Below are 21,873 nucleotides of genomic sequence, written 5' to 3'. Positions count from 1 at the left end.
GCTCCGCCGCCAGGACTCGAACCTAGACCTCACAGCTCCAAAGGCTGTCGTGCTGCCATTACACCACGGCGGACCGCGGCACCCCGGGGGCGCCGCCCGATAAGTCTGCCACGTCCCGGTGTCCGTTCCTGTGTGTGCGACCCGCGTCGCGCCGGCCCGTCATCCGCTCGAAACACCGCTCTGCGATGCTGGGACGATGACCCTCGTGATCGACCGTGTCACCGTCGCCGCCCCCGAGATCGCGGCCTTCGTCGCCGCCCACCACGCGGAGATGGACGGCACCGCTCCACCCGAGAGCCAGCATGCGCTCCCGCTCGACCGGCTGCTGACTCCGCGCGTCCGGTTTTTCACGGGACGGGTCGACGGACGGATCGCTGCGACGGGCGCCCTCGCGGTCGTGGAGGACGGACATGAGGAGCTGAAGTCGATGCGCACCGATCCCGCCTTCCGCGGGCGCGGGTTCGGGCGGACGATGCTCGGTCATCTCCTCGACGACGCCGGCGCGCGGGGCGTCCGGCGGCTCTCACTCGAGACCGGCCGCGACCCCTTCTTCGCCCCCGCGCGGGCGATGTACGCCGCCGCCGGGTTCCGCGAGGGCGCCCCGTTCGGCTCCTACCTCCCCGACCCGCACAGCGCGTTCCTCACGATGCTCGTCCCCGCGTCTTCCGCGGCCACGACGCCCTCGCGCGCGATAATGAACGGATGAGCGAGGCGGATGAGGTCGATCGGATCGTCGGCGCGTGGAACACGCAGCGGCCCGACCTCGACTTCTCCCCGCTCGAGGTGCTGTCCCGCATGGACCGCCTCTCCCGGCACCTCGACCGCGCACGCCGCGAGGTGTTCCGCCGGAGCGACCTCGAACCGTGGGAGTGGGACGTGCTGTCGGCGCTGCGCCGGGCCGGGTCGCCGTTCCAGCTCTCCCCCAAGCAGCTCCTGCAGCAGACCCTCGTGTCGAGCGGCACCATGACCAACCGCATCGACCGTCTCGTCGGCCGTCGCTTCGTGCGCCGTGAAGCCGACCCGGCGGACGGCCGCAGCGTGCTCGTGACCCTGACCGACGACGGCCGGGTCCGGGTGGACGCCGCGATCACCCGGCTCGTGGACGCCGAGGCCGACCTCCTGCGCGCCCTCTCCCGCGCCGACCGGGACCGACTGGCCGCCCTGCTGCGGAAGCTGAGTCTCAGCTTCGACGCCTGACCCGGACCCGGTGTGGTTCGGTCCGGCCCGTCCGGTCTGTTCCGTTTGCACGATCCGTGCACGGCTGCTGGGGAAAGTGGTCATATCGTCGTGCATCCGGACCCGGGTCGTGCAGGCGTCGCAGGACCGACCCGGCACGGATCGGGCGAACGGGCGGGTCAGGGTCCGAGGAGGAGGCGCCGGTTCTTGGCCGGGACGGTGTCGGGGAGCGTGCCGACGACCTCCGCGATCGACACCGCCTCCAGAGAAACCCTCCAGGCCTCGTGGGCACGGCGCATGACGACGGCGAGTCCGCACGGCGCGGTGCAGTCCTCCGGACGGGCGGCGCCCCTCCCCTGCTGACGGAGTTCGCGGCAGATGTAGGGGTCGGCGGCGCCGTCCACCGCGGTGACGAGATCGAGGATAGTGATGCTCTCGGGCTCCCTGGCCAGGCGGAAGCCGCCGCGGGGCCCCGTGCTCCCGGTGAGGATGCCGGCGCGGACGAGCTTCGCGAGCTGCTTCGAGAGGTACGGCCCCGGCACGCCGAAGTGCTCGGCGAGCTGCGCCCCGGACACCGTCGACCCCGCGGGGAGCTGAGCGATCACCGCGACGGTGTGCAGCACCCATTCCGAGGTCTCCGGGAGTTTCACTTGCCCATCGTATCCGGGCGCCCTATTGTGGACACACAATATCCATGATTGAAGGAGTGGGCATGCGCATCGCGGTCGCGGGAGGAACGGGCCGGATCGGGCGACTGGTCGTCGAAGAGGCCCGGCGTCGGGGGCACGACCCGCTGTCGCTCAGCCGCAGCGAGGGTGTCGACCTGACCGCGGGCGAAGGTCTCGCGGCGCTGCTGCGCGGAGTGGATGCGGTCGTCGACGCGACGAATCCTCCGGTATCCGACGTCGCCGAGGCCGAGCGGGTGTTCACCACGCTCAGCCGCACCCTGCTGTCCGCCGGCGCCGAGGCCGGGGTCGGCCACCACGTGACCCTCTCGATCGCGGCGCTCGATCGCGTGCGCGGCAATCCGCACTACGCAGGCAAACGCGCCCAGGAGCGAGAGGTCACTCGTGGCCCCGTTCCGTTCACCATCGTGCGGGCGACGCAGTTCCACGACTTCCCCGCGATGATCGCCGAGTGGAGCATCGAGGACGGCGAGGGCATCGTACCCCCGCTGCTGCTGCAGCCCATCGCGCCCGTGGACGTGGCCGTCGCCCTCGTCGACGCGGCGGAGTCGCCGGCGCTCGGCGGCTCGTTCGACATCGCCGGACCCCGCACGGAGGACGCCGTCGACATGGCGCGCCGCACTCTCGCCGCCTGGGGACGCGACCTTCCGCTGCGCGCCGCGTGGAAGGGTGCCGCGCTCGGCGTCGAGTTCGCGGGTGAGGTACTGCTTCCCGGCGACGACGCGCGCACGGCGCCGACGACCTTCGACGACTGGCTGGCCACCGAAACCCGCTGACACCCCGACCGGTTCCGGGTTCTCCCGTCCGGTCCCCTCCCTCCGGATGCACGACCAGAGGCCGGACGTGGGACGAGAACCCCGAAACGGTCGTGCAGGCGCAACGGGATCGTGCAACCGAGGCAGGAGTGGCCGCGGCCCACGGACCCTGCCCGAGCGGTCGCCTAGGCTGGGAGCACCCGGTCGCAGCCCCGCGACCCCTGCTCCGAAGGCCGAGACATGGGCATGCCCTCCCCGCTTCCCGTGCGCGACGGGGTCGGCGCGACCCGGCTGCACGTGCCGATGACGGGTGCGTGGCCGACCATCGCCGCCTACATGGTCGAGCGGTTCTTCCACCTCGATCCGGAGCGGCTGCTCGTGCGCTTCGACCGCGGGGAGATCGTCGCGCGCGACGGCCGGCCGCTCTCCCGGGACACGCCTCTCGGCGCCGAGGAGTTCGTCTGGTACTACCGGGAGCCTCCTGTCGAGAAGGAGATCCCGTTCACCGAGGAGATCCTGCACCAGGACGAGCATCTGGTGGTGGTGGACAAGCCGCACTTCCTCCCCACCACGCCGGGCGGCAAGTACCTGCAGAACTCCGCCCTGGTCCGGCTGCGCAATCGCCTCGGCAACCCCGATCTCACGCCCATCCACCGCCTCGACCGGGCCACGGCGGGGCTGCTGATGTTCTCCGCCCGCCCTGCCACCCGTGGCGCCTACCAGCTGCTGTTCGAGGACCGTCGTGTGGAGAAGATGTACGAGGCGGTCTCCGCGCGCCCGGCGGACTGGGATCCGTCGCGGTTCCCCCTCGTCTACCGCAACCGGATCGAGAAGCTCCGCGGTCAGGTGTGCGTGCAGGTGGATGAGGACGGCGAGCCGAACTCCGAGACGCTCATCGAGGTCATCGCCGCCGACGATCGCGTCGTGCACACGCTTCTCCGTCCGCATAGCGGGAAGATGCACCAGCTCCGCGTGCACCTCGCCGCGCTCGGCCTCGGCATCCTCCACGACGGCTTCTACCCCGTGCTGCAGCCGGAGCGCCCGGACGACTTCACCCGCCCGCTCCAGCTCCTCGCACGCGAGCTCCGGTTCACCGATCCGCTGAGCGGGCAGGAGCGCACCTTCACCACGCGCCGGAGCCTGCAGGAGGCCCCGGCACGCTGATCGGCTCAGCGGCGCATGACCTTCCGCGCGAGCCGGGTCCCGAGAAGCTGCACGAGGTGCACGAACACCACGATGAGGATGATCGCCGCCCACATCACGAGCGGCTCGAACTGCCGGAAACCGTAGATCTGCGCGAAGGCCCCGAGCCCGCCGCCACCGATGAGTCCCGCCATCGCGGTCATGTCGATGAGCGCGACGACGATGAAGGTGTAACCGAGGATGAGGGGGCCGAGCGACTCGGGGATCGCGACGGTGAAGAGGATCCGCCACGGCCCGGCGCCCATCGCCCGCGCCGCCTCGATCACGCCCGGCGATACGGAGACGAGATGCTGCTCGACGATGCGGCCGATCGCGAAGGCCGCCGCGAGACCGATGATGAAGGCTCCGGCGGTGGTGCCGATGCCGCTGCCGACGACCAGGCGCGCGAACGGCTGCGCCACCGCCATGAAGATGACGAACGGGATCGGTCGGAAGAAGTTCACCACGAAGTTCATGAGCCCGGAGACGACGCGGTTCGGCATCAGTCCGCCCGGGCGCGTCACGTACAGCAGGACGCCCACCGCCAGCCCGAGGATCCCGCCGAGCACGAGCGCGAACGACGTCATGTACAGGGTCTCGAGCGCGGCCTGCCAGAACTCCGGCCACAGTTCGTTCAGACGATCCATCAGCGACCCTCCTCTCCGGCGATGACGGTGACTTCGACGCGCTCCGCGATACGCGCCAGGGCGTGATCGATCGCGGCGCGGTCACCCCGGATGGCGAGCGTGAGGTGGCCGAACGCACGACCCCGGATGTCGTTGATCCCGCCGTAGACGAGCTCGAAGTCGAGACCCGCCGCGGCGAGGTCGAGGAACACCTGGGCCTGCGACGAGTCGCCGTCGCGGAACGACAGGGTCACCAGGCGTCCGGTATGCCGGTCCCGCAGCACCGCGAGTTCCGACGGAGAGGGCACCCCCTTCACCACCGTGCCGACGAACCGCTGAGACGCCGGATTCCGCGGGGCGGAGAAGACGTCGAAGACGTCGCCCTGCTCGATGACCCGCCCGTTCTCCATGACGGCGACGCGGGTGGCGATGGTCTGGATCACATCCATCTCGTGGGTGATGACGACGATCGTGACGCCCTGCTCCTCGTTGACGCGCTTGAGCAGGTCGAGGACCTCGTGCGTGGTCTGCGGATCGAGCGCGCTCGTCGCTTCATCCGCGAGGAGGATGGCGGGCTTGGTCGCGAGCGCGCGGGCGATCCCCACGCGCTGCTTCTGTCCACCGGAGAGCTGCTCCGGGTACGCCTTCGCCTTGTCGGAGAGTCCCACGAACGACAGCAGCTCGGCGACGCGCGCCTCGATGTCCGGTTTCGACCAGCCGGCGAGCTTGAGCGGGTACGCGATGTTGGCCTTGACGCTGCGCGACGAGAACAGGTTGAACTGCTGGAAGATCATCCCGATGCCGCCGCGCACGGCGCGCAGCTCGCTCTCCTTGAGCGCCGTGATGTCGACACCGTCCACCGTGATGGTGCCGTGGGTGGCCGGCTCGAGCGCGTTGATGAGACGCACGAGCGTCGACTTCCCCGCACCGGAGTATCCGATGATGCCGAAGACGTCGCCCTTGTCGATGGAGAGGGTGACGTCGTCGACGGCGACGATCTCGCGATCGCCCTGGCTGCGGGAGGGGTAGGTCTTGGAGACGTTCGTCAGGGTGACGATCGGCATGTGGTGCTCCGGTCTGGTTCTCGGGAAACGGAGAATCGGGCGGCGCACGAAGCGCCACCCGATTCTCCCTCATCGAACAGGGGGCGGATCACACCCCGGCGTCCGTTTACTTCTCTTCGGCGTCCTTCTGGACCTTCTCCAGCGAGGCCACGAGGTCCTCGACCGGGGTACGCAGCGCCACCGCGGTGTCGCCGGAGGACTCGAGCAGCCCCGCCTGCACATCCTCGTTCGTCTGGAAGATCTCGACGAGCTTCTGATACGTCTCGTTGTCCGCGTCCTCTGCCCGCGCGGCGAAGATGTTGACGTACGGGAGGGCGTTCGGGTCCTCCGGGTCGTCCTGCGCGATCGCGTCGTCGAACGTCAGTCCGGCGTCCTCGACGAAGTCGTTGTTGATGATCGCGGCCGCGACGTCCGGGAGCGAGGTCGGGATGAGCGCACCCTCGAGGGCCGTCACCTTCACCTTGGACTTGTCGGCATCGATGTCGGCGAGGTCGGAGTACGGCGTGCCGCCGCTCTTGAGCTCGAGCAGGCCCGCCTGCTGCAGCACGTTGAGCGCGCGTGCCTGGTTCGAGGCGTCGTCGGGAACCGCGACCGTGTCGCCCTTCTTGATGTCGTCGACGTCGTCGTACTTCGTCGAGTACAGGCCGAGCGGGTAGATGGCGGTCGAGCCGATGGGCGTGAGGTCGGAGCCCGAGGCGTTGTTGTACTCCGCGAGGTACACGATGTGCTGGAACTGGTTGAGGTCGATCTCCCCCTCGGTCAGCGCCGGGTTCGGCTGCTCGTAGGAACCGAAGTCGACGAGCTCGACCGTGATGCCCTCGTCGGCGGCGGCCTCGACGAAGGGCGCCCACTGCGCGTCGCCCTTCCCGACGACACCGATCTTGACGGTCTCGTTCTCGGAGCCGCCGTCGCCGGAACCCGCGTCGGACGAGGTGGCGCACCCGGCGAGGGCGACGAACAGCGGGACCACGGCGAACGCGGCGAGGGCGGAGGTGGTGCGGCGGGACATGATGAGGGTTCCTTCCTGGCGGGACTCGACAACGTTAGACAGGAGGGCGCGCTGTCGCGGAATCGGGATGTCACACGGCGTCACAGCCGCGCGGGATCGGTCAGTCGAACTCTTCGATGCCCTGCAGACGCACTTGCTCCAGGTCGAGACGGGCGGAGATCCGGCGGACCACCATGTCGTCCACGGTGCCGGCGCCGCGGAGCCCGAGCAGCACCTCGCGCTTGCGGTCGAGCAGCGCGAGCTTGAGCCGGGTGTGCTCCTCGTGCCGCACGAGCGGCGAGCGCTGGGCGAGGTCGACGTCGGCGGAGGTCGCGATCATCTGCAGCGTCGTGCCGTCCGTCGCCTCGGGCTCCGGGGCGGTCCCCGCGGACACGGCGACGTCCCCCGCGTCCTCGTCCTCGCGGCTGCGCGCCTCTCCCCCGGTGCCGTAGGGATCGGGCGCGCCGAGCATCTCGTCCAGCGCGTCGGCCTCGGCGTCGATGAGCGCCTGCTCCCGCGCGAGCGTCCTGGCGTTCGCGAACTCCAGCGCCTGGTACCCCTCGGCACGCACCCGGTCGCGCACCTCCTGTCCGATGCCGTGCTCCGCGGCGAGGTCGTCGAGCGCTGCCAGGGCCGCACCCGAGATCGCCCGCTCAGCGAGCTCGTACTCCTCGTCCTCGGCATGGTCGACCGGGAATCGCGCCCACCGCACGAGCGCGGGAAGCAGGGGCGCCTGAACGAGGAGGCTGAGCAGGATCACCCCGGCGGTCACGAAGACGATCTCGTCGCGACCGCCCACGACGCTCCCCTGGGAGACCTCGGCCGGCACCGACAGCGCGATCGCCAGCGACACCGCGCCGCGCATGCCGGCGACCGTCGACACGAGTCGGGCACGGGAGCGGGCGCCGCGCGGCGGGCGTTCGGCCGGGCGGCGCTGGAACAGCACGTTGAGGAGCTGGAACACGTACCGCACGGCGAAGAGCGTCGCCCATACGGCGAGCGTCACGAGCACCAGGCGGCCGATGGCGGCGGCGGAGATCTCGTGCGCGACGAACTGCACCTCGAGGCCGATGAGCACGAACAGCGCCCCGTTCAGCAGGAAGACGCCGAACGGCCAGGCCGCGTCGGCCTGCCGGCGCGAGGCTGCCGTCGTCACGCGCGGCGACACCCAGGCGACGATGAGTCCGGCCACGACCACGGCGAGCACGCCGGACGCGTGGACGAGCTCGGCGAGCAGGAACGCGGAGAACGGCACGAGCAGCAGCGTGACGTTGATGACGATGGTGGAGGAGATGCGGCGCAGCAGCAGCGTGGCCAGGGCCGCGACCGCGATCCCCGCGGCGATCCCGCCCACGTACGACACCAGCACGTCCCAGGTGACCGAGAGCGGCGTGACCTGGCCGCCCAGTGCGAGGGACACTGCGATGGCGTAGAGCACGAGCGCGGTGCCGTCGTTGGTCAGGCTCTCGGCCTTGAGCTTCATGAACATCCGACGAGGCAGCAGCCGGCCGAGGGCGGCGACGGCCGTGGCATCGGGCGGCGCGACCGCGGCCCCGAGGATGAGGGCGATCTCCCAGGGCATGCCGAACAGCACGCCGATGCCGGCCACCGCGAACGCGGAGGCGACGACGAGGAGCGTGCTCATCGGCACGATGTAGCGGAAGTCGCGGCGGATAGACCGCAGCGATGTCGTGAGGCTCTCCCAGAACAGCATCACCGGCAGGAACAGCAGCAGCACGGTCTCCGGCGGCAGCTGGACCTCGCGCAGCGGCGGGACGAATCCCAGCAGCAGTCCGAGGATGACGAGGACGAGGGGCAGCGCGAGACGCACGCGCGGGGCGATCAGGGTTCCGACGAGGATCGTGAGTCCGAGCAGGACGGTTACTTCGAGGCCTTCCATCGCTACTCCCAACAGTCGTGGGAGAAGGATATTCCTCCGTCAGCCGATCTGCTCCGTGAGTTCGAACCAGCGCAGCTCCAGCTCCTCGATCTCGGCCTCCTGCGCGGTGATCGCCTTCATCCGCTCGCCGAGGCCCGCGTAGTCGGACTGGTCGTGGTCGGCGAGGGCGTGCTTGGCCGCGTCGACCTGCTGCGTGAGCTTCTGGATGCGACGCTCGAGGGCGGCGGCTTCTTTCTGCGCCGCCCGGAGAGCCGCGCCGTCGAGACCGCTCGCTGCGGGGGCCGACGCCGCCGTCGAGGTCGCCGGGGCGCTCTCGACGCGCTGCCGCAGACGCAGGTACTCGTCGACGCCGCCCGGGAGATGCCGCAGGCGCCCCGCGCCGTCCGGACCGGGAAGGATCGCGTACTGCTGATCCGTCACCCGCTCCAGGAAGTACCGGTCGTGGCTCACGACGAGGAGCGTGCCCGACCAGGAGTCGAGGAGGTCCTCGATCGCGGCGAGCATGTCGGTGTCCATGTCGTTCGTGGGCTCGTCGAGGATGAGCACGTTCGGCTGGTCGAGCAGCACGAGCAGCAGCTGCAACCGGCGCTGCTGGCCGCCGGAGAGATCCTTCACCGGCGTCGATAGCTGAGCCGAGGAGAACCCGAGCCGCTCCAGGAGCTGTCCTGGTGTGAGCTCCTGCGCCTTCGACCCGGCGCCGAGCGTGTACGACGTGCGCAGGCCCGAGATGACCACGCGCACGGGGTCGTTCCAGTGCGGGAGGAGTTCATCGAGGCGCTGCGTGAGCGTGCGCACCTGCACGGTCTTCCCCCGCTTGATCCGCCCCTCTGTGGGCTCGACCGTGCCGGAGATGAGCCCCAGGAGTGTGGACTTCCCGGCGCCGTTCACCCCGAGGATGCCCGTGCGCTCGCCCGGGGCGATCCGCCACTCCACGTCCTTCAGCACGGTCTTCCCGCCCGCCCCTGAGCCCGCCTGGGTCCCTGAGCCTGTCGAAGTCTGGGTCCCTGAGCCTGTCGAAGTCTGGGTCCCTGAGCCCGTCGAAGGGTACGTCACCCCCACATCGAGCAGGTCGACGACGTCCTTACCCAGCCGTGAGACGGCGAGCGACTGCAGCGAGACCTTGTCGCGGATCTCGGGCACGTCGGCGATGAGCTCGTTGGCCGCGTCGATGCGGAACTTGGGCTTGCTGGTGCGGGCCGGGGCACCGCGGCGCAGCCAGGCGAGCTCCTTGCGGGCGAGGTTCTGCCGCTTCGCCTCGGTCGCCGCCGCCATGCGGTCACGCTCCACGCGCTGCAGGATGTAGGCCGCATAGCCGCCCTCAAAGGGCTCCACGATGCGGTCGTGCACCTCCCACGTCTCGGTGCAGATCTCGTCGAGGAACCACCGGTCGTGGGTCACGACGAGGAGGGCTCCGGCGTTCGCGGGCCAGCGCTTCTTGAGATGCCCGGCGAGCCAGGTGATCGCCTCGACGTCGAGGTGGTTCGTCGGCTCGTCGAGAGCGATGACGTCCCAGTCTCCGGTGAGCAGCTTCGCGAGCGACACGCGGCGGCGCTGACCGCCGGAGAGGGAGCCGATCTGCGCGTCCCAGGGAAGATCGGTCAGCAGCCCCTCGATCACGTCGCGGACGCGGGCGTCACCGGCCCATTCGTGCTCGGCCATGTCGCCGACCACGGCGGCGCCGATCGTGATGTCGTCGGGGAGGGTGTCGGCCTGGTCCAGCACGCCGATGCGGGTGCCGCCGCGGACGGTCACCCGACCGGAGTCCGGCTCTTTCGTGCCGGCGAGCATGCCGAGGAGGCTCGACTTGCCGTCGCCGTTCCGGCCGACGATGCCGATGCGGTCGCCCTCCTCGATGCCGAGGGTCACGGCGTCGAAGACGACGCGGGTCGGGTATTCGAGGTGCAGGGCTTCGGCCCCGAGAAGATGTGCCATGTCCTCTCCAGGGTAGTCGCGCCGCGCTGGACGGTCTCCCGGTCAGACCAGCGACGGGGCGAAGAGCTCCGGCAGCGCGGCGGTGAAGACCTCGAAGTGGCTGTACCAGACGGTGTGGGCGGCCCCGGGGATGCTGCGCACCGTGACCCCGCCATGCTCGAACCGCCGCGCGTCCTCGTCGGTGACCCAGGCACTGGGTTCCGCGCGGACGACGATGGAGCCGGGGGCGGCGGTCCAATGACCGTCCTCCCCGCAGGAGACGGAGGCCGCGGTCGGCGGATCGAAGCGCTCGGCCGCCCGCGCCTCGACCGTGGCGTCGTCGACGGAGTAGAAGGGCCGGAGCTTGCGGAGTTCCGCGGGCGACATGCGCGCGCGGCGATCATGCTCGTACTGCGAGATGAGAGAGGCGCGGTCCTGGCCGCCCTGGAGGGCGAGCGGCGCGTCGACGTAGACCGCGAGACTCGGATCGAGGCGGGGCGCGGCGGCGGCGAGCACGGTGGCGCCGAAGGAGTGCCCGACGGCGACGGCGAGCGGGAGGGCCGCCCCGTCCCCCGCTGCGGAACCTCTCCCCGGAGGGAGCGCCGTCTGCGCGAGCGTGGCGACGACGGCATCGGCCGCCGTCTCGATCGTGAGCTCCGGGTCACGCGGAGAGAGGCCGTGGCCGGGCAGATCGAGCGCGAGCACGCGGAAGCCGCGTTCCACGAGCAGCGGGACCACGCGGTGCCAGCTCTCGGCGGACCCCATCATGCCGTGCAGCAGCACGGCGACGCGGTCGCCCTCCCCGGCTTCGATGACGTTCAGGAGCACGGAGCCAGTCAACCACGGTCGTTATCCTTTCGTGATACGACTTTCGGCCAGATTCCTTCGAATCTTCGTTCGAATGTCGGTGGTCGGTGATGGACTGCCGTCATGCCCGCACTGCTCGACGCGACCGACTCCCAGATGGCGATGCTGGCCGATCTGGTGGAGGGGCTGGAAGCGGCGGAGAAGACGCTGAGCAGCATGCAGGCGGCCCGCGACGGACTGCTCGCGATGGCGGGGCGACTGGCGGTCGACATCGCCCGGCAGGCGCGGCATCCGGACGGCGCAGACATGGCGATCCGCACGGTCGCCGCGGAGATCGGGGCCGCGCAGCGCGTGAGCGACCGCACGATCGAGCGGCGGATGTCCGATGCGTCGTGGTTGGTCGAACGGTTCCCCGCCGTCTGGGAGGCTCAAGGCGCCGGGCGGATCAGCGCCGCGCATGCACGCGTGATCGTGGAGGCGGGGGCTCACCTCGACGACGCCGACGATCGTTCGCGTTTCGCGGCGGAGGCGATCGAGGTGGCCGCTGCGGAATCTCCGAACCGGATACGCCGACTCGTGCGCCGACTGGCCGACCGGTTCCAGGAGCGGACGCTCGTCGAGCGACATCGTGACGCCAGGGAGCTGCGCCGCGTCTGGGTGACCGATCTCGAGGACGGCATGGCCGAGCTCGGCGCGCGTGGCCCCGCGGCGCTCGTGCACGGGATGTACGACCGGCTCTCCCAGATGGCGTATGCCGTGCGGGAGGAGAACGCGCGGGCGCGGCGTCCCGAGGCGGAGGAGAGCGTCCTCGACGACCGCACGGTCGATCAGCTGCGCGCGGACCTGCTCGCCGATCTCGTCCTGACCGGCGCTCCGGCGGGGCATGACTCTGAAGAAGGACTGCTCTCGAAGCTTCGAGCGCGCGTCGAGGTCACCGTGCCGGTGCTCACGCTGATGCACGGCGAGCTGATGCACGGGGAGCAGGAACGGACGACAGAGGGCACTCCGATCCTCGCCGCCGAGCTGGACGGGATGATCCCGATCGATCCGGCCACGGCCCGGAGACTGGCCGGCGCGGCGAGCGGCTGGGATCGGGTGCTCACCCACCCGATCAGCGGGGCATTGCTGGCCGTCGACCGGTATCGCCCGAGCGAAGACCTCCGCCGACACCTGCGGGCCCGCGATCAACGCTGCCGCTTCCCGGGCTGCGGTCTCGCGCCGCGGAAGTGCGACCTCGATCACAATCACGATGCGGCGCTCGGCGGCGAGACCGTGCACGACAACCTGGCGACCTTCTGCCGACGACATCACATGCTCAAACACCACTCTCCGTGGCACGTCGAGCAGGGGCCGGGCGGCGTTCTGGAGTGGACGAGCCCCACCGGCCGGACCTACATCGACCGACCGCCGCCTCCGCACACCGTCACCTTCGCCGAGGAACCTCCGTGGTCTCCCGCCGACAGCCCTAGAGTGGAGGGCATGTCGAGCCCCGAATCAGACAGGTCGGGGGCTGCCGGTCACACGGTCAGCCCCGCGAACCACTGATCCCTTCGTCCGCCCTGCCAGCGGGCGCGCGCCGGTGACCCGGGCGCTGACCGTGGTGACGAGAAGCATTCCTCTTCCCTCTCACCTCGGAGCACTCGATGCCTTTCCCCCTCTATGCCCTTGCCCTGGCGGTCTTCGTCATGGGCACCTCCGAATTCATGCTCGCGGGACTCCTCCCCGCGATCGCGCACGAGCTCGACGTCCCGGTCGGCACGGCGGGCCTCCTCACCTCCGCCTTCGCGGTCGGCATGGTCATCGGCGCACCCGCCATGGCCGCGTTCGCGCGCAGCTGGCCCCCACGCCGCACACTCGTCGCCTGCCTCGCGCTCTTCGCCGCGTGCCATGCCGTCGGCGCGATGACGTCCCTGTTCGAGCTTCTGCTCGTCACGCGCGTACTCAGCGCCCTCGCGAACGCCGGCTTCCTCGCCGTCGCCCTGCGCACGGCGACCCTCCTCGTCCCCCGCGAGCGCACCGGACGAGCGCTCGCGGTGCTGCTCTCCGGGACGACCGTCGCCACCATCGTCGGCGTCCCCGTGGGCGCCATCCTCGGCACCGCGCTGAGCTGGCGCGCGACCTTCGCCGCTGTCGCGCTCCTCTGCCTCCCTGCGCTGCTCGGAATCCTCCGCGGCGTGTCGACGACGATCCCGGGCACGGAGCGCGACCCCGCCCCGGCACCACTCCTCCGGAAGGAACCGGCCCTCCGCACGGAGCTCGCGCTCCTGGGGACACCGCGCCTGGCCCTCGCGATGACCCTGGCGGCCCTGGTGAACGCGGGGACCTTCGCGGTCTTCACGTTCCTCGCGCCGATCGTCACCGAGGTCGCGGGCCTGCCCGACGCTGCGGTCCCGCTCGCGCTGGTCCTGTTCGGTATCGGCTCGTTCCTCGGCGTGACCATCGCGGGTCGGTTCGCCGATCGACATGCCGCTGTGCTCCTCGCGGTCGGCGGCCCGCTGCTCCTCGGCGGCTGGATCGTCCTGGCGGCGGTCGCGACGCAGCCGACACCCCTCCTGTTCCTCGTCTTCGTACAGGGCATGGCCTCGTTCGGCGTCGGAAGCACACTGATCACCCGGGTGCTGTACGCCGCCTCCGGCGCCCCGACCATGGGAGGGTCCTACGCGACCGCGGCCTTGAACATCGGCGCTGTGATCGGACCGGCGTCGGGAGCGTGGACCCTCGCGAGCGGGGCGGGTCCGCTCTCCCCCGTCGCTCTCGCAGCCACGCTGACGATGGCGGCGCTCCTCCTCGCCCTGGCGACGCGGCGATGGCGGCCCGTCGGCTGAGGGCAGACGGTGACGCGCCGCAACGGCGACGAGCCGCCCGGACCCGAGGGTCCGGACGGCTCGTCGTGTCCGATGTTCTCTGGGAACCCGGATGTTCGCGCTACGGCTTACTCGTACGACTTCACGATCTCGAGGAGGCTCGGGACGTTGGCGTAGGCCTCGGCCGCGTTCTCCTTGGTCACGATGACCGGCGGGAGCAGGTAGGCCGGGACGACCTTCTTGCCGTTGTCGTACTGGTCGGTGTCGTTGACGTCGACCTCGTCACCCTTCTGGAGCTGACCGACCATCTTGATGGCCTGCTCCACGAGCAGCGTGGTGTCCTTGTTGATCGTGGAGTACTGCACGCCCTCCATGATCGACTTCACCGACTCGACCTCGGAGTCCTGACCGGTGACCACGGGGACGGGCTTGCCGGCCTGCTGCGCCGAGGTGATGATGGCGCGGGCAAGGGTGTCGTTCGGGGACAGGACGCCGTCGAGCGTCTCCGAGCCGTAGCTCGACGTGAGGATCGAGTCCATGCGGCGCTGGGCGTTCTCCGGCTTCCAGCCCTCGGTCGCCGTCTGGGAGATCTCGGTCTGCCCGGAGACGACGTTCAGCGTGCCGTCGTCGATCTTCGGCTGCAGCACCTCCATCGCCCCGTTGAAGAACACCGCCGAGTTGGCGTCGTCCGGCGAGCCAGAGAACAGCTCGATGTTGTACGGCGCCTCGTGATCCGCGCGCTCGGCGAGCCCGTCGAGCAGCGCCTGGCCCTGGAGCTTGCCGACCTCGAAGTTGTCGAAGGCGACGTAGTAGTCCACGGCGTCGGTGTTCTCGATGAGACGGTCGTAGGCGATGACCGCGACACCGGCGTCGCGCGCGGCCTCCACCTGCGTGGTGAGCTGCTTGCCGTCCTTGGCGCCGATGATGATGACCTTGGCGCCACCGGTGACCATCGCCTGGATCTGGTTCTGCTGCTCGGCGACCGTGTTGCTGGCGGGCGCGTACTGCACGTCCGCCTTGAAGCCGGCCTTCTCGAGGCCGTCGGTGAACAGCTGACCGGCCAGGACCCAGTTCTCCGAGGTCTTGTCGGGCAGAGCGACACCGATCGTGGAGCCGGCGTCGAAGCCCGAGGCGGCCTCCTCGCCCGACCCCGAACCCGAGCCACCGCCGCGCTCCGAAGAGCAGCCGGTGAGGGCGAATGCGCCCGCGACGACAAGCGCTGTCGCCGACAGAAGGATCTTCTTCATGTGATCTCTTTCTCTGGTGTGTGCAGGTCCCGTCGCGCCTGCGTTGCGCGACGCGGCCCTTACTTTCCGCGCGTCTCCTCGACGGCGGGGGCTTCGTACTTCTGACTGGTGGGGTAGTTCGTCTTCGTGGGATCGAACGTGTCGGTGGCCGGATCCTGCTTGCGGCCGAGACGGCGCGTGAGGAAGCCGATGATCGACGGACGGCCCTGCTGCTTGTTCCACACGTCGACGCCGACGGCGAAGAGGAGCACGAGGCCCTTGATCATCGAGACGACGTCGGCACCGGCGCCGAGCAGCGCGAGGCCGTTGTTCAGGAACGCCATCACCAGACCACCGATGATCGAGCCGATCACCGTGCCGATGCCACCGGAGACGGCCGCGCCGCCGATGAAGACCGAGGCGATCGCGTCGAGCTCCCACCCGTTGCCGTCCTGCGGACCGGACGCGGTCGCCCTGGCGACGTAGATCATGCCGGCGAGCGAGGCCAGGACCGACATGTTCATCATCACGAAGAAGTCGACCCAGCGGTCCTTCACGCCCGAGAGGCGCGCCGCCTGGCGGTTGCCGCCGACCGCGTAGATGTGACGGCCGAAGACGGTGTTGTTCGTGATGAACGAGTAGAGGATGACGAGAGCGAGGAGGATGACGCCCGAGATCGGGAAGCTCGTGCCCTCACGCCCCGTGGCGAACAGCCAGCCGGCGACGAGGATGACGGCCGAGATGAGGACCACCTTCGTCACGCTCACCCACAGCGGCGCCATGTCGGAGCCCATCTTGCGCTGGATGCGCCGGGTGCGGATCTCCCAGAAGACGATCCATGCGACGCCGGCGAGCGCCAGCAGCATGGTCGGGATGTTGAACGGAAGCGGCAGGGCGATCTCCGGCAGGTAGCCGGCGCCGATGATCTTGAAGCCTTCCGGCACGGGCACCGACTGCGAGTCGCCCACCGCCTGGTTCGCACCGCGGAAGAACAGCATGCCGGCCAGCGTCACGATGAACGCCGGCACCCCGACGTAGGCGACCCAGAACCCCTGCCAGGCACCGACGAGCACGCCGACACCGAGACCGAGGAGGATTCCCAGCGGCCAGGGGAGGTTCCAGTCCTGCATGGCCTTCGCCACGACGATGCCCGTGAACGCGGCGACGGATCCGACCGAGAGGTCGATGTGCCCCATGATGATGACCATCACCATGCCGATCGCCAGGATCAGGATGTACGAGTACTGGTTGACGACGTTGATGAGGTTGCCGGAGGACAGCGTGAGGCCGGTGCCCTTGAAGATCCACGTCAGCACCTGGAAGACGACGAGGATGACGACGAGGCTGCCGAGGATGCCGAACTGACGGAGGGTCGACTGCCCTCCCCCGAACATCTTCGTGATGTCCTTGAAGTGGAAGCCGCGCTTCGCGGTGGTCGAGTCGGTGGTCATGCGGATGCTTTCTGGGTCGCGGAGGTCATGCTGCGCATGAGGTCTTCGGGGGTCGCCTGGTCGGCCGGGATGCAGTCGGTGACCCGGCCTTCGAACACGGTGTAGATGCGGTCGGAGATGCCGAGCAGCTCGGGCAGCTCGCTGGAGATCACGATCACGCCCTTGCCCTGGGCGGCGAGCTCGTTGATGATCGCGTAGATCTCGTACTTGGCGCCGACGTCGATGCCGCGGGTGGGCTCGTCGAGGATCAGCAGGTCGGGGTCGGTGAACATCCACTTCGCCAGGACGACCTTCTGCTGGTTGCCTCCGGAGAGCTTGCCGACGCCCTCCTCCACCGACGGGGTCTTGATGCGCAGGGTCTTCCGGTAGCGCTCCGCCACCGAGAACTCCTCGCGGGAGTCGACGACGCCGTTGTGCGCGATCTTGGAGAGCTTCGCCGCGACGATGGACCTCTTGATGGTGTCGAGCAGGTTGAGCCCGAGCACCTTGCGGTCCTCGCTCACGTACGCGAGGCCGTGCTTGATCGCGGCGGCGACGTCGGGGAGCTCGATCTCCTGGCCGTCCTTGACGAGCGTGCCGGAGAGGAACGTGCCGTAGGAACGGCCGAAGATGCTCATCGCCAGCTCGGTGCGGCCGGCCCCCATGAGGCCGGCGATACCCACCACCTCGCCGCGGCGGACGTTGATGCTCGACCCCTTCACGACCATGCGCTCCGGGACGGTCGGGTGCTGCACCCACCAGTCCTTGACCTCGAAGAACACCTCGCCGATCTCCGGCGTGCGGTCCGGGTAGCGGCTCTCCAGCGAGCGGCCGACCATGCCGCGGATGATGCGGTCCTCGTTGATCTCGCCGCGGGAGATGTCCAGCGTCTCCACCGTGCGGCCGTCGCGGATGATCGTGATCTCGTCGGCGATCTGCTCGATCTCGTTGAGCTTGTGGCTGATCATGATCGACGCGATGCCCTTGGCCTTGAGCCCGAGGATCAGGTCGAGGAGGTGCTGCGAGTCGTTCTCGTTGAGCGCGGCGGTGGGCTCGTCGAGGATGAGCAGCTTGACGTCCTTGTTCAGCGCCTTGGCGATCTCGATGAGCTGCTGCTTGCCGACGCCGAGGGTCTTGATCGGCACGTCCGGGTCCTCGTCCAGGCCGACGCGAGCGAGCAGCTCGATCGTGCGCTCCTTCTGCGCCTGCCAGTCGATGCGGCCGAAGCGACGGATCTCGTTGCCGAGGAAAATGTTCTCGGTGACCGAGAGCTCCGGGATGAGCGCGAGCTCCTGGTGGATGATGACGATGCCCGCCTGCTCGCTGGCCGCGATGTCCTTGAAGCGCTGCTCCTCGCCGAACAGGAGGATCTCGCCGTCGTAGCTGCCGTACGGGTACACCCCCGAGAGGACCTTCATCAGCGTCGACTTCCCGGCGCCGTTCTCGCCGCAGATCGCGTGGATCTCGCCGGCGCGGACGGTGATCGAGACGTCGGCGAGCGCCTTGACTCCCGGGAACTCCTTGGTGATGCGGCGCATCTCCAGGATCGGGCCTGACACGGTCGGCAACGTTGCTGTGGTGCTCACGGATCTTCCTCGCGACGTGCGGTCACCTTCGATGTGACCGTTCACATCGGTATATCGTCGTCTTCCGCGGGAGCGGTGTCAAGTCCGCGGCGTGTTTTCGTGTCGCTACCGTGATGCAGCGGATTCGCGCGCCCGCAGGAGCGTCTGCAGCGGGCCGAACGCGGGGGTCTTCTCGCCGCGGATCTCGGCGAGGAGGATGCGCACGGCGCGCCGTCCGAGCTCGGGGAAGTCCTGGTGCACCGTGCTCAGTGTCGGCGCCACGTGCGCGGCGACCGGGATGTCGTCGAACCCGATCACGCTCACGTCGTGCGGCACGCGCACCCCGGCGTCGCGGAACCCGTGCAGCAGCCCGATGGCCATGAGGTCGTTGGCCGCGAACACCGCCGTGAAGTCCCGCCGCAGCGAGAGCTCCTTGCCGGCGAAGTAGCCGAAGTCGGCCGTCCAGTCGCCGCGGATCGGCGGGAACGTGGGCAGGTCGGCGTCGCGGAGCGCATCCAGATACCCGCGCATCCGGGACTCCGCCTCGATCCAGTCCTGCGGCCCGGCGAGATGGAGGATGTCGCTGTGCCCCAGCGCGATCAGGTGCTCGGTCGCCGCTTTCGCCCCCGCCACCTGGTCGGCGGAGAGGCTGACGCCGTCCGACCCCGAGGCGGTCTGCAGGGTCACGAAGGGCATGGTGACGTTCATGCCGCGCAGGACATGGAAGACGCGCACCTGCGGCGCGAGCACCACGATGCCGTCGACCTGCTCGCGTTCGAGCTGGCGGACCGCGTTTCCGATCGCCTCCGGCGTGGTCGCGGGGAGGTTGAGCGTCGAGACGGAGTACCCCTCCTCGCGCGCCGCGTCCTCGATCCCGGCGATGGACGACGTCGGCCCGAACTCCCCGATCGTCGCGGAGAGGATGCCGAGCATGTTCGACTTGCTCGTCACGAGCGCGCGCGCCGCGAGATTGGGACGGTAGTCGAGCACGGCGATCGCGTCGAGCACCTTCGCCTTGGTCTCCGGGCGGATGCTGGGATGGTCGTTGAGCACCCGGGAGACGGTCTGATGCGAGACGCCGGCGAGGCGGGCGACGTCGCGGATGCTCGGCATGCGGGCACGCTCGGAGGAGGTGGACATCCAGCCTCCTCGCGTGTGCACGGTCACATGACTACTTCATTATGTCTGCGATGACCCGCCGGGTGCATCTCGACCGCGCGCACGCTCCTCGCGGCTCGGACGCGAGGGAGCGGGGCTGGCTCAGCCGATGATGCGGGCTCCGGGGACGGCGCCGTGCACGTGCAGCGGATCGAGACCGTCCTCGCGGAGGGCCGTCTGCACCGCCTGCGCGGACTCGGGATCCGCGCAGAGGAGGGCCACGGTCGGCCCCGAGCCCGACACGAGACCGTGCAGCGCACCGGCCGCGACCCCGCGTTCGATGGTCTGCGCCAGATCCGGTCGCAGGTCGAGCGCGGCCGCCTGAAGGTCGTTGTGAAGCGCGCCGGCGAGCTGCCAGGCGTCTCCGGTGCGCAGCGCCTGCAGCACCGGGATCGGCACGTCGAGCGAGAGCGGCGGATCGTCGGCGAGCGCCCCCTCCTCCTCGCGCAGCTCGTCGAGCCGGGTGTACACGGCGGGCGTGGACAGCCCCTCGTCGCTGGTCACCAGCAGCCAGTCGAAACGGCCGCGGGCGAGAGCCGGGTTCAGCTGATCCCCGCGGCCGGTGCCGACGGCCGTGCCGCCATGCAGCGCGAAGGGGACATCGGCACCGAGCCGCGCGGCGAGGTCGTGCAGCCGCGCGGCCGAGAGTCCCGTACCCCACAGGGCGTCGCAGGCGACCAGGGCGGCCGCGGCGTCCGCGGAGCCCCCGCCCATACCGCCGGCGACCGGGACGCTCTTGCGGATCTGCAGCGCGACCCCGCCGGGGTGATCCGTCGCCGTCGCCAGCAGCTTGGCGGCCCGCATCGCGAGGTTCCGGTCGTCGAGCGGAACCGAGCCGTCGTCCTCCACCCCGGTCACCGTGATCGAGAAGTCGTCGGCCTCGCGGGCGATCACGTCCTCGTACAGCGACACCGCCTGGAAGACCGTCGCGAGGGCGTGATAGCCGTCGTCATGACGCCCGCCGACACCGAGGTAGACGTTGATCTTCCCCGGCGCGCGCACGTGCACGGACCCGGAGGACGCGGCGAGGCTCATGAGCGGGTCACAGGTCCGACGAGGTCGCCCACAGGTTCACGTCGATGGCGCCGGCGAGCTCGTCGATGCGGCGGAGCTCCTCGTCGGTGAAGGCGGGACCGTCGAGGGCGGCGAGGTTCTCGTCGAGTTGCTCCGTCCGGGAGGCGCCGATGAGCGCCGAGGCCACGACCGGGGTGCGCAGCGTCCACTGCAGCGCGAGCTGGGCGAGCGACTGCCCCCGGCCCTGCGCGACCTCGTTCAGCGCCCGGAGCGTCTGGACCGCGTCCTCGGACAGCTTGCCGTTCGGCAGCGAACCGCGCTGCTGTGCACGTTCGGCCGTGCCGTCGCCGAGGTACTTGTCGGTGAGCAGCCCCTGGGCGAGCGGGGTGAAGGCGATGGCGCCGAGGCCCGACTCCTCCAGGGTCTGCGTGAGGCCGTCCTCGATCCAGCGGTTGAGGATCGAGTACGCGGGCTGGTGGATGACCAGGGGCGTCCCCAGCTCCTTCGCCACGGCGACGGCCTCGGCCGTGCGCTCCGCGCTGTACGAGGAGATGCCGACGTACAGCGCCTTGCCCTGGCGGACGAGGGTGTCGAGCGCGCCGACCGTCTCGGCGATCGGGGTGACCGGGTCGACGCGGTGCGAGTAGAAGATGTCGACGTAGTCCAGCCCCATGCGGGTGAGCGACTGCTCGGCGCTCGCGAGGATGTACTTCCGGCTCGCGTAGTCGCCGTACGGTCCGGGCCACATGTCCCAGCCGGCCTTCGACGAGATGATCAGCTCATCGCGGTAGGGACGCAGGTCCTCCGCGAAGATGCGGCCGAAGTTCTTCTCGGCCGAGCCGTACGGCGGGCCGTAGTTGTTCGCCAGGTCGAAGTGCGTGATCCCGTTGTCGAACGCGTGACGCAGGAGCGCCCGCTGGTTGTCGAGCGGGATGTTGTCGCCGAAGTTCCACCAGAGGCCCAGCGAGATCGGGGGCAGGTAGAGGCCGGAGGCGCCCACCTGACGGTAGGCGAACCGTCCGTAGCGGCCCTCGTCGGCGGCGTACGGACGGTGCAGTTCGGGGACGTCGGGGCGGAAGCGGGGGGAGTCGGTCACCGTGCCAGATTAGCCGCTGACGCCGGAACCCTCGATCGCCGTTGCGTGCTGGGCGATCCGCTGGTAGTCGTCGACCGTGAGGTCCTCCCCGCGGGCGGTCGGCGCGACCCCGGCGGCGGTGAGCACGTCGGTCGCCGCGGCGGAGCTGCCGAAGAGGCCGGAGAGGGCCTGCCGCAGCATCTTGCGCCGCTGGTTGAAGGCCGCGTCCACGATGGCGAAGGTGCGCCGGCGCTCCTCCACCGGGCCGCGCTCGCCCTCGGAGCGGTCGAAGCCGACGAGGAGACTGTCCACGTTCGGCACCGGCCAGAACACCTGGCGGGAGACGTTCCCGGTGAGCTTCCACTCGCCGTACCAGGCGGCCTTGACGCTCGGCGAGCCGTAGATCTTCGACCCCGGCTTCGCGGCGAGCCGCTCGGCCACCTCCGCCTGCACCATCACGACGCCCCGCTGCAGATAGGGGAACGTCTCGAGGAAGTGCAGCAGCA

Annotated in this window: 20 protein-coding genes and 1 tRNA gene; 6 read left to right on the top strand and 15 right to left on the bottom strand. The window is 69.9% G+C overall.

What is annotated here, in order from left to right; translation table 11 throughout:
* Position 1 precedes the first annotated feature (1 nt).
* A tRNA-Gln gene (locus tag CJ226_RS09870) sits at positions 2–73 on the bottom strand.
* Positions 74–196: 123 nt separating this feature from the next.
* Between CJ226_RS09870 and CJ226_RS09865 the strand changes: the two genes are divergently transcribed.
* On the top strand, positions 197–706 hold the full coding sequence (locus CJ226_RS09865) for a GNAT family N-acetyltransferase (protein ID WP_102209059.1): 510 nt from the start codon (positions 197–199) through the stop codon (positions 704–706).
* Positions 703–1,197, top strand: a complete 495-nt coding sequence (locus tag CJ226_RS09860) for a MarR family winged helix-turn-helix transcriptional regulator (RefSeq protein WP_062636517.1) — start codon at positions 703–705, stop codon at positions 1,195–1,197. Before CJ226_RS09865 ends, CJ226_RS09860 begins: the two co-directional genes overlap by 4 nt.
* A 158-nt stretch (positions 1,198–1,355) precedes the next feature.
* Here the strand turns inward: CJ226_RS09860 and CJ226_RS09855 are convergent, their stop codons facing one another.
* On the bottom strand, positions 1,356–1,826 hold the full coding sequence (locus tag CJ226_RS09855; RefSeq protein WP_102209058.1) for an Rrf2 family transcriptional regulator: 471 nt from the start codon (positions 1,824–1,826) through the stop codon (positions 1,356–1,358).
* Positions 1,827–1,870: 44 nt separating this feature from the next.
* On the opposite strand from CJ226_RS09855, the gene CJ226_RS09850 reads away from it, so the two are divergent.
* Positions 1,871–2,638 (top strand): SDR family oxidoreductase, encoded by a 768-nt coding sequence (locus CJ226_RS09850; protein WP_257996612.1) that lies wholly within the window; start codon positions 1,871–1,873, stop codon positions 2,636–2,638.
* Between the two features lie 219 nt (positions 2,639–2,857).
* Positions 2,858–3,781, top strand: coding sequence for a pseudouridine synthase (locus tag CJ226_RS09845; protein ID WP_102209056.1), 924 nt, complete (start codon positions 2,858–2,860; stop codon positions 3,779–3,781).
* Between the two features lie 5 nt (positions 3,782–3,786).
* On the opposite strand, the gene CJ226_RS09840 is transcribed toward CJ226_RS09845, so the two are convergent.
* The 6 genes from CJ226_RS09840 to CJ226_RS09815 all read right to left on the bottom strand — a co-directional run bounded on the left by CJ226_RS09840 (position 3,787) and on the right by CJ226_RS09815 (position 11,128).
* Positions 3,787–4,446, bottom strand: a complete 660-nt coding sequence (locus CJ226_RS09840; protein WP_062636509.1) for a methionine ABC transporter permease — start codon at positions 4,444–4,446, stop codon at positions 3,787–3,789.
* On the bottom strand, positions 4,446–5,489 hold the full coding sequence (locus CJ226_RS09835) for a methionine ABC transporter ATP-binding protein (protein ID WP_062636507.1): 1,044 nt from the start codon (positions 5,487–5,489) through the stop codon (positions 4,446–4,448). The genes CJ226_RS09840 and CJ226_RS09835 overlap by 1 nt, the downstream gene beginning before the upstream one ends.
* Before the next feature lie 106 nt (positions 5,490–5,595).
* Positions 5,596–6,498 (bottom strand): MetQ/NlpA family ABC transporter substrate-binding protein, encoded by a 903-nt coding sequence (locus CJ226_RS09830; RefSeq protein ID WP_102209055.1) that lies wholly within the window; start codon positions 6,496–6,498, stop codon positions 5,596–5,598.
* A gap of 100 nt (positions 6,499–6,598) precedes the next feature.
* On the bottom strand, positions 6,599–8,377 hold the full coding sequence (locus CJ226_RS09825; protein ID WP_102209054.1) for a Na+/H+ antiporter: 1,779 nt from the start codon (positions 8,375–8,377) through the stop codon (positions 6,599–6,601).
* A 39-nt stretch (positions 8,378–8,416) separates the two neighbouring features.
* A complete protein-coding gene (locus CJ226_RS09820; protein ID WP_102209053.1) occupies positions 8,417–10,309 on the bottom strand; it encodes an ABC-F family ATP-binding cassette domain-containing protein in 1,893 nt (630 codons plus the stop codon).
* A gap of 42 nt (positions 10,310–10,351) precedes the next feature.
* The gene (locus CJ226_RS09815; RefSeq protein WP_146008239.1) at positions 10,352–11,128 is read right to left on the bottom strand and encodes an alpha/beta fold hydrolase; all 777 of its coding nucleotides are present in this window, start codon (positions 11,126–11,128) and stop codon (positions 10,352–10,354) included.
* Between the two features lie 90 nt (positions 11,129–11,218).
* Between CJ226_RS09815 and CJ226_RS09810 the strand changes: the two genes are divergently transcribed.
* Positions 11,219–12,640, top strand: a complete 1,422-nt coding sequence (locus CJ226_RS09810; protein ID WP_102209051.1) for an HNH endonuclease signature motif containing protein — start codon at positions 11,219–11,221, stop codon at positions 12,638–12,640.
* A 98-nt stretch (positions 12,641–12,738) separates the two neighbouring features.
* On the top strand, positions 12,739–13,920 hold the full coding sequence (locus CJ226_RS09805; protein ID WP_102209050.1) for a Cmx/CmrA family chloramphenicol efflux MFS transporter: 1,182 nt from the start codon (positions 12,739–12,741) through the stop codon (positions 13,918–13,920).
* Between the two features lie 107 nt (positions 13,921–14,027).
* Here CJ226_RS09805 and CJ226_RS09800 read toward each other — a convergent pair whose 3' ends face one another.
* From CJ226_RS09800 to CJ226_RS18465, 7 genes are all read right to left on the bottom strand, one after another.
* A complete protein-coding gene (locus CJ226_RS09800; protein ID WP_062636493.1) occupies positions 14,028–15,146 on the bottom strand; it encodes a sugar-binding protein in 1,119 nt (372 codons plus the stop codon).
* 59 nt (positions 15,147–15,205) lie between these two features.
* Entirely contained in the window at positions 15,206–16,576 is a 1,371-nt protein-coding gene (gene mmsB / locus CJ226_RS09795; protein ID WP_025105620.1) for a multiple monosaccharide ABC transporter permease, read from the bottom strand.
* Entirely contained in the window at positions 16,573–18,093 is a 1,521-nt protein-coding gene (mmsA, locus tag CJ226_RS09790) for a multiple monosaccharide ABC transporter ATP-binding protein (protein WP_308409686.1), read from the bottom strand. The genes mmsB and mmsA overlap by 4 nt, the downstream gene beginning before the upstream one ends.
* A gap of 153 nt (positions 18,094–18,246) precedes the next feature.
* Positions 18,247–19,260 carry a LacI family DNA-binding transcriptional regulator gene (locus CJ226_RS09785; protein ID WP_082802940.1) on the bottom strand — a complete coding sequence of 338 codons (1,014 nt, stop codon included), beginning with the start codon at positions 19,258–19,260 and terminating at the stop codon, positions 18,247–18,249.
* A 120-nt stretch (positions 19,261–19,380) separates the two neighbouring features.
* A complete protein-coding gene (locus tag CJ226_RS09780; RefSeq protein ID WP_102209048.1) occupies positions 19,381–20,313 on the bottom strand; it encodes a 4-(cytidine 5'-diphospho)-2-C-methyl-D-erythritol kinase in 933 nt (310 codons plus the stop codon).
* Between the two features lie 7 nt (positions 20,314–20,320).
* Positions 20,321–21,388 (bottom strand): L-glyceraldehyde 3-phosphate reductase, encoded by a 1,068-nt coding sequence (gene mgrA / locus CJ226_RS09775; RefSeq protein ID WP_085606093.1) that lies wholly within the window; start codon positions 21,386–21,388, stop codon positions 20,321–20,323.
* Between the two features lie 9 nt (positions 21,389–21,397).
* On the bottom strand, positions 21,398–21,873 hold a 476-nt coding region (locus CJ226_RS18465; RefSeq protein WP_308409682.1), incomplete at its 5' end, for an rRNA adenine dimethyltransferase family protein.

It is taken from the genome of Microbacterium sp. UMB0228, from assembly GCF_002871415.1.
Lineage (GTDB): Bacteria > Actinomycetota > Actinomycetes > Actinomycetales > Microbacteriaceae > Microbacterium.
The sequence above is the reverse complement of the archived record's forward strand: the minus strand, read 5'-3'. Positions and strand labels throughout refer to the sequence as shown.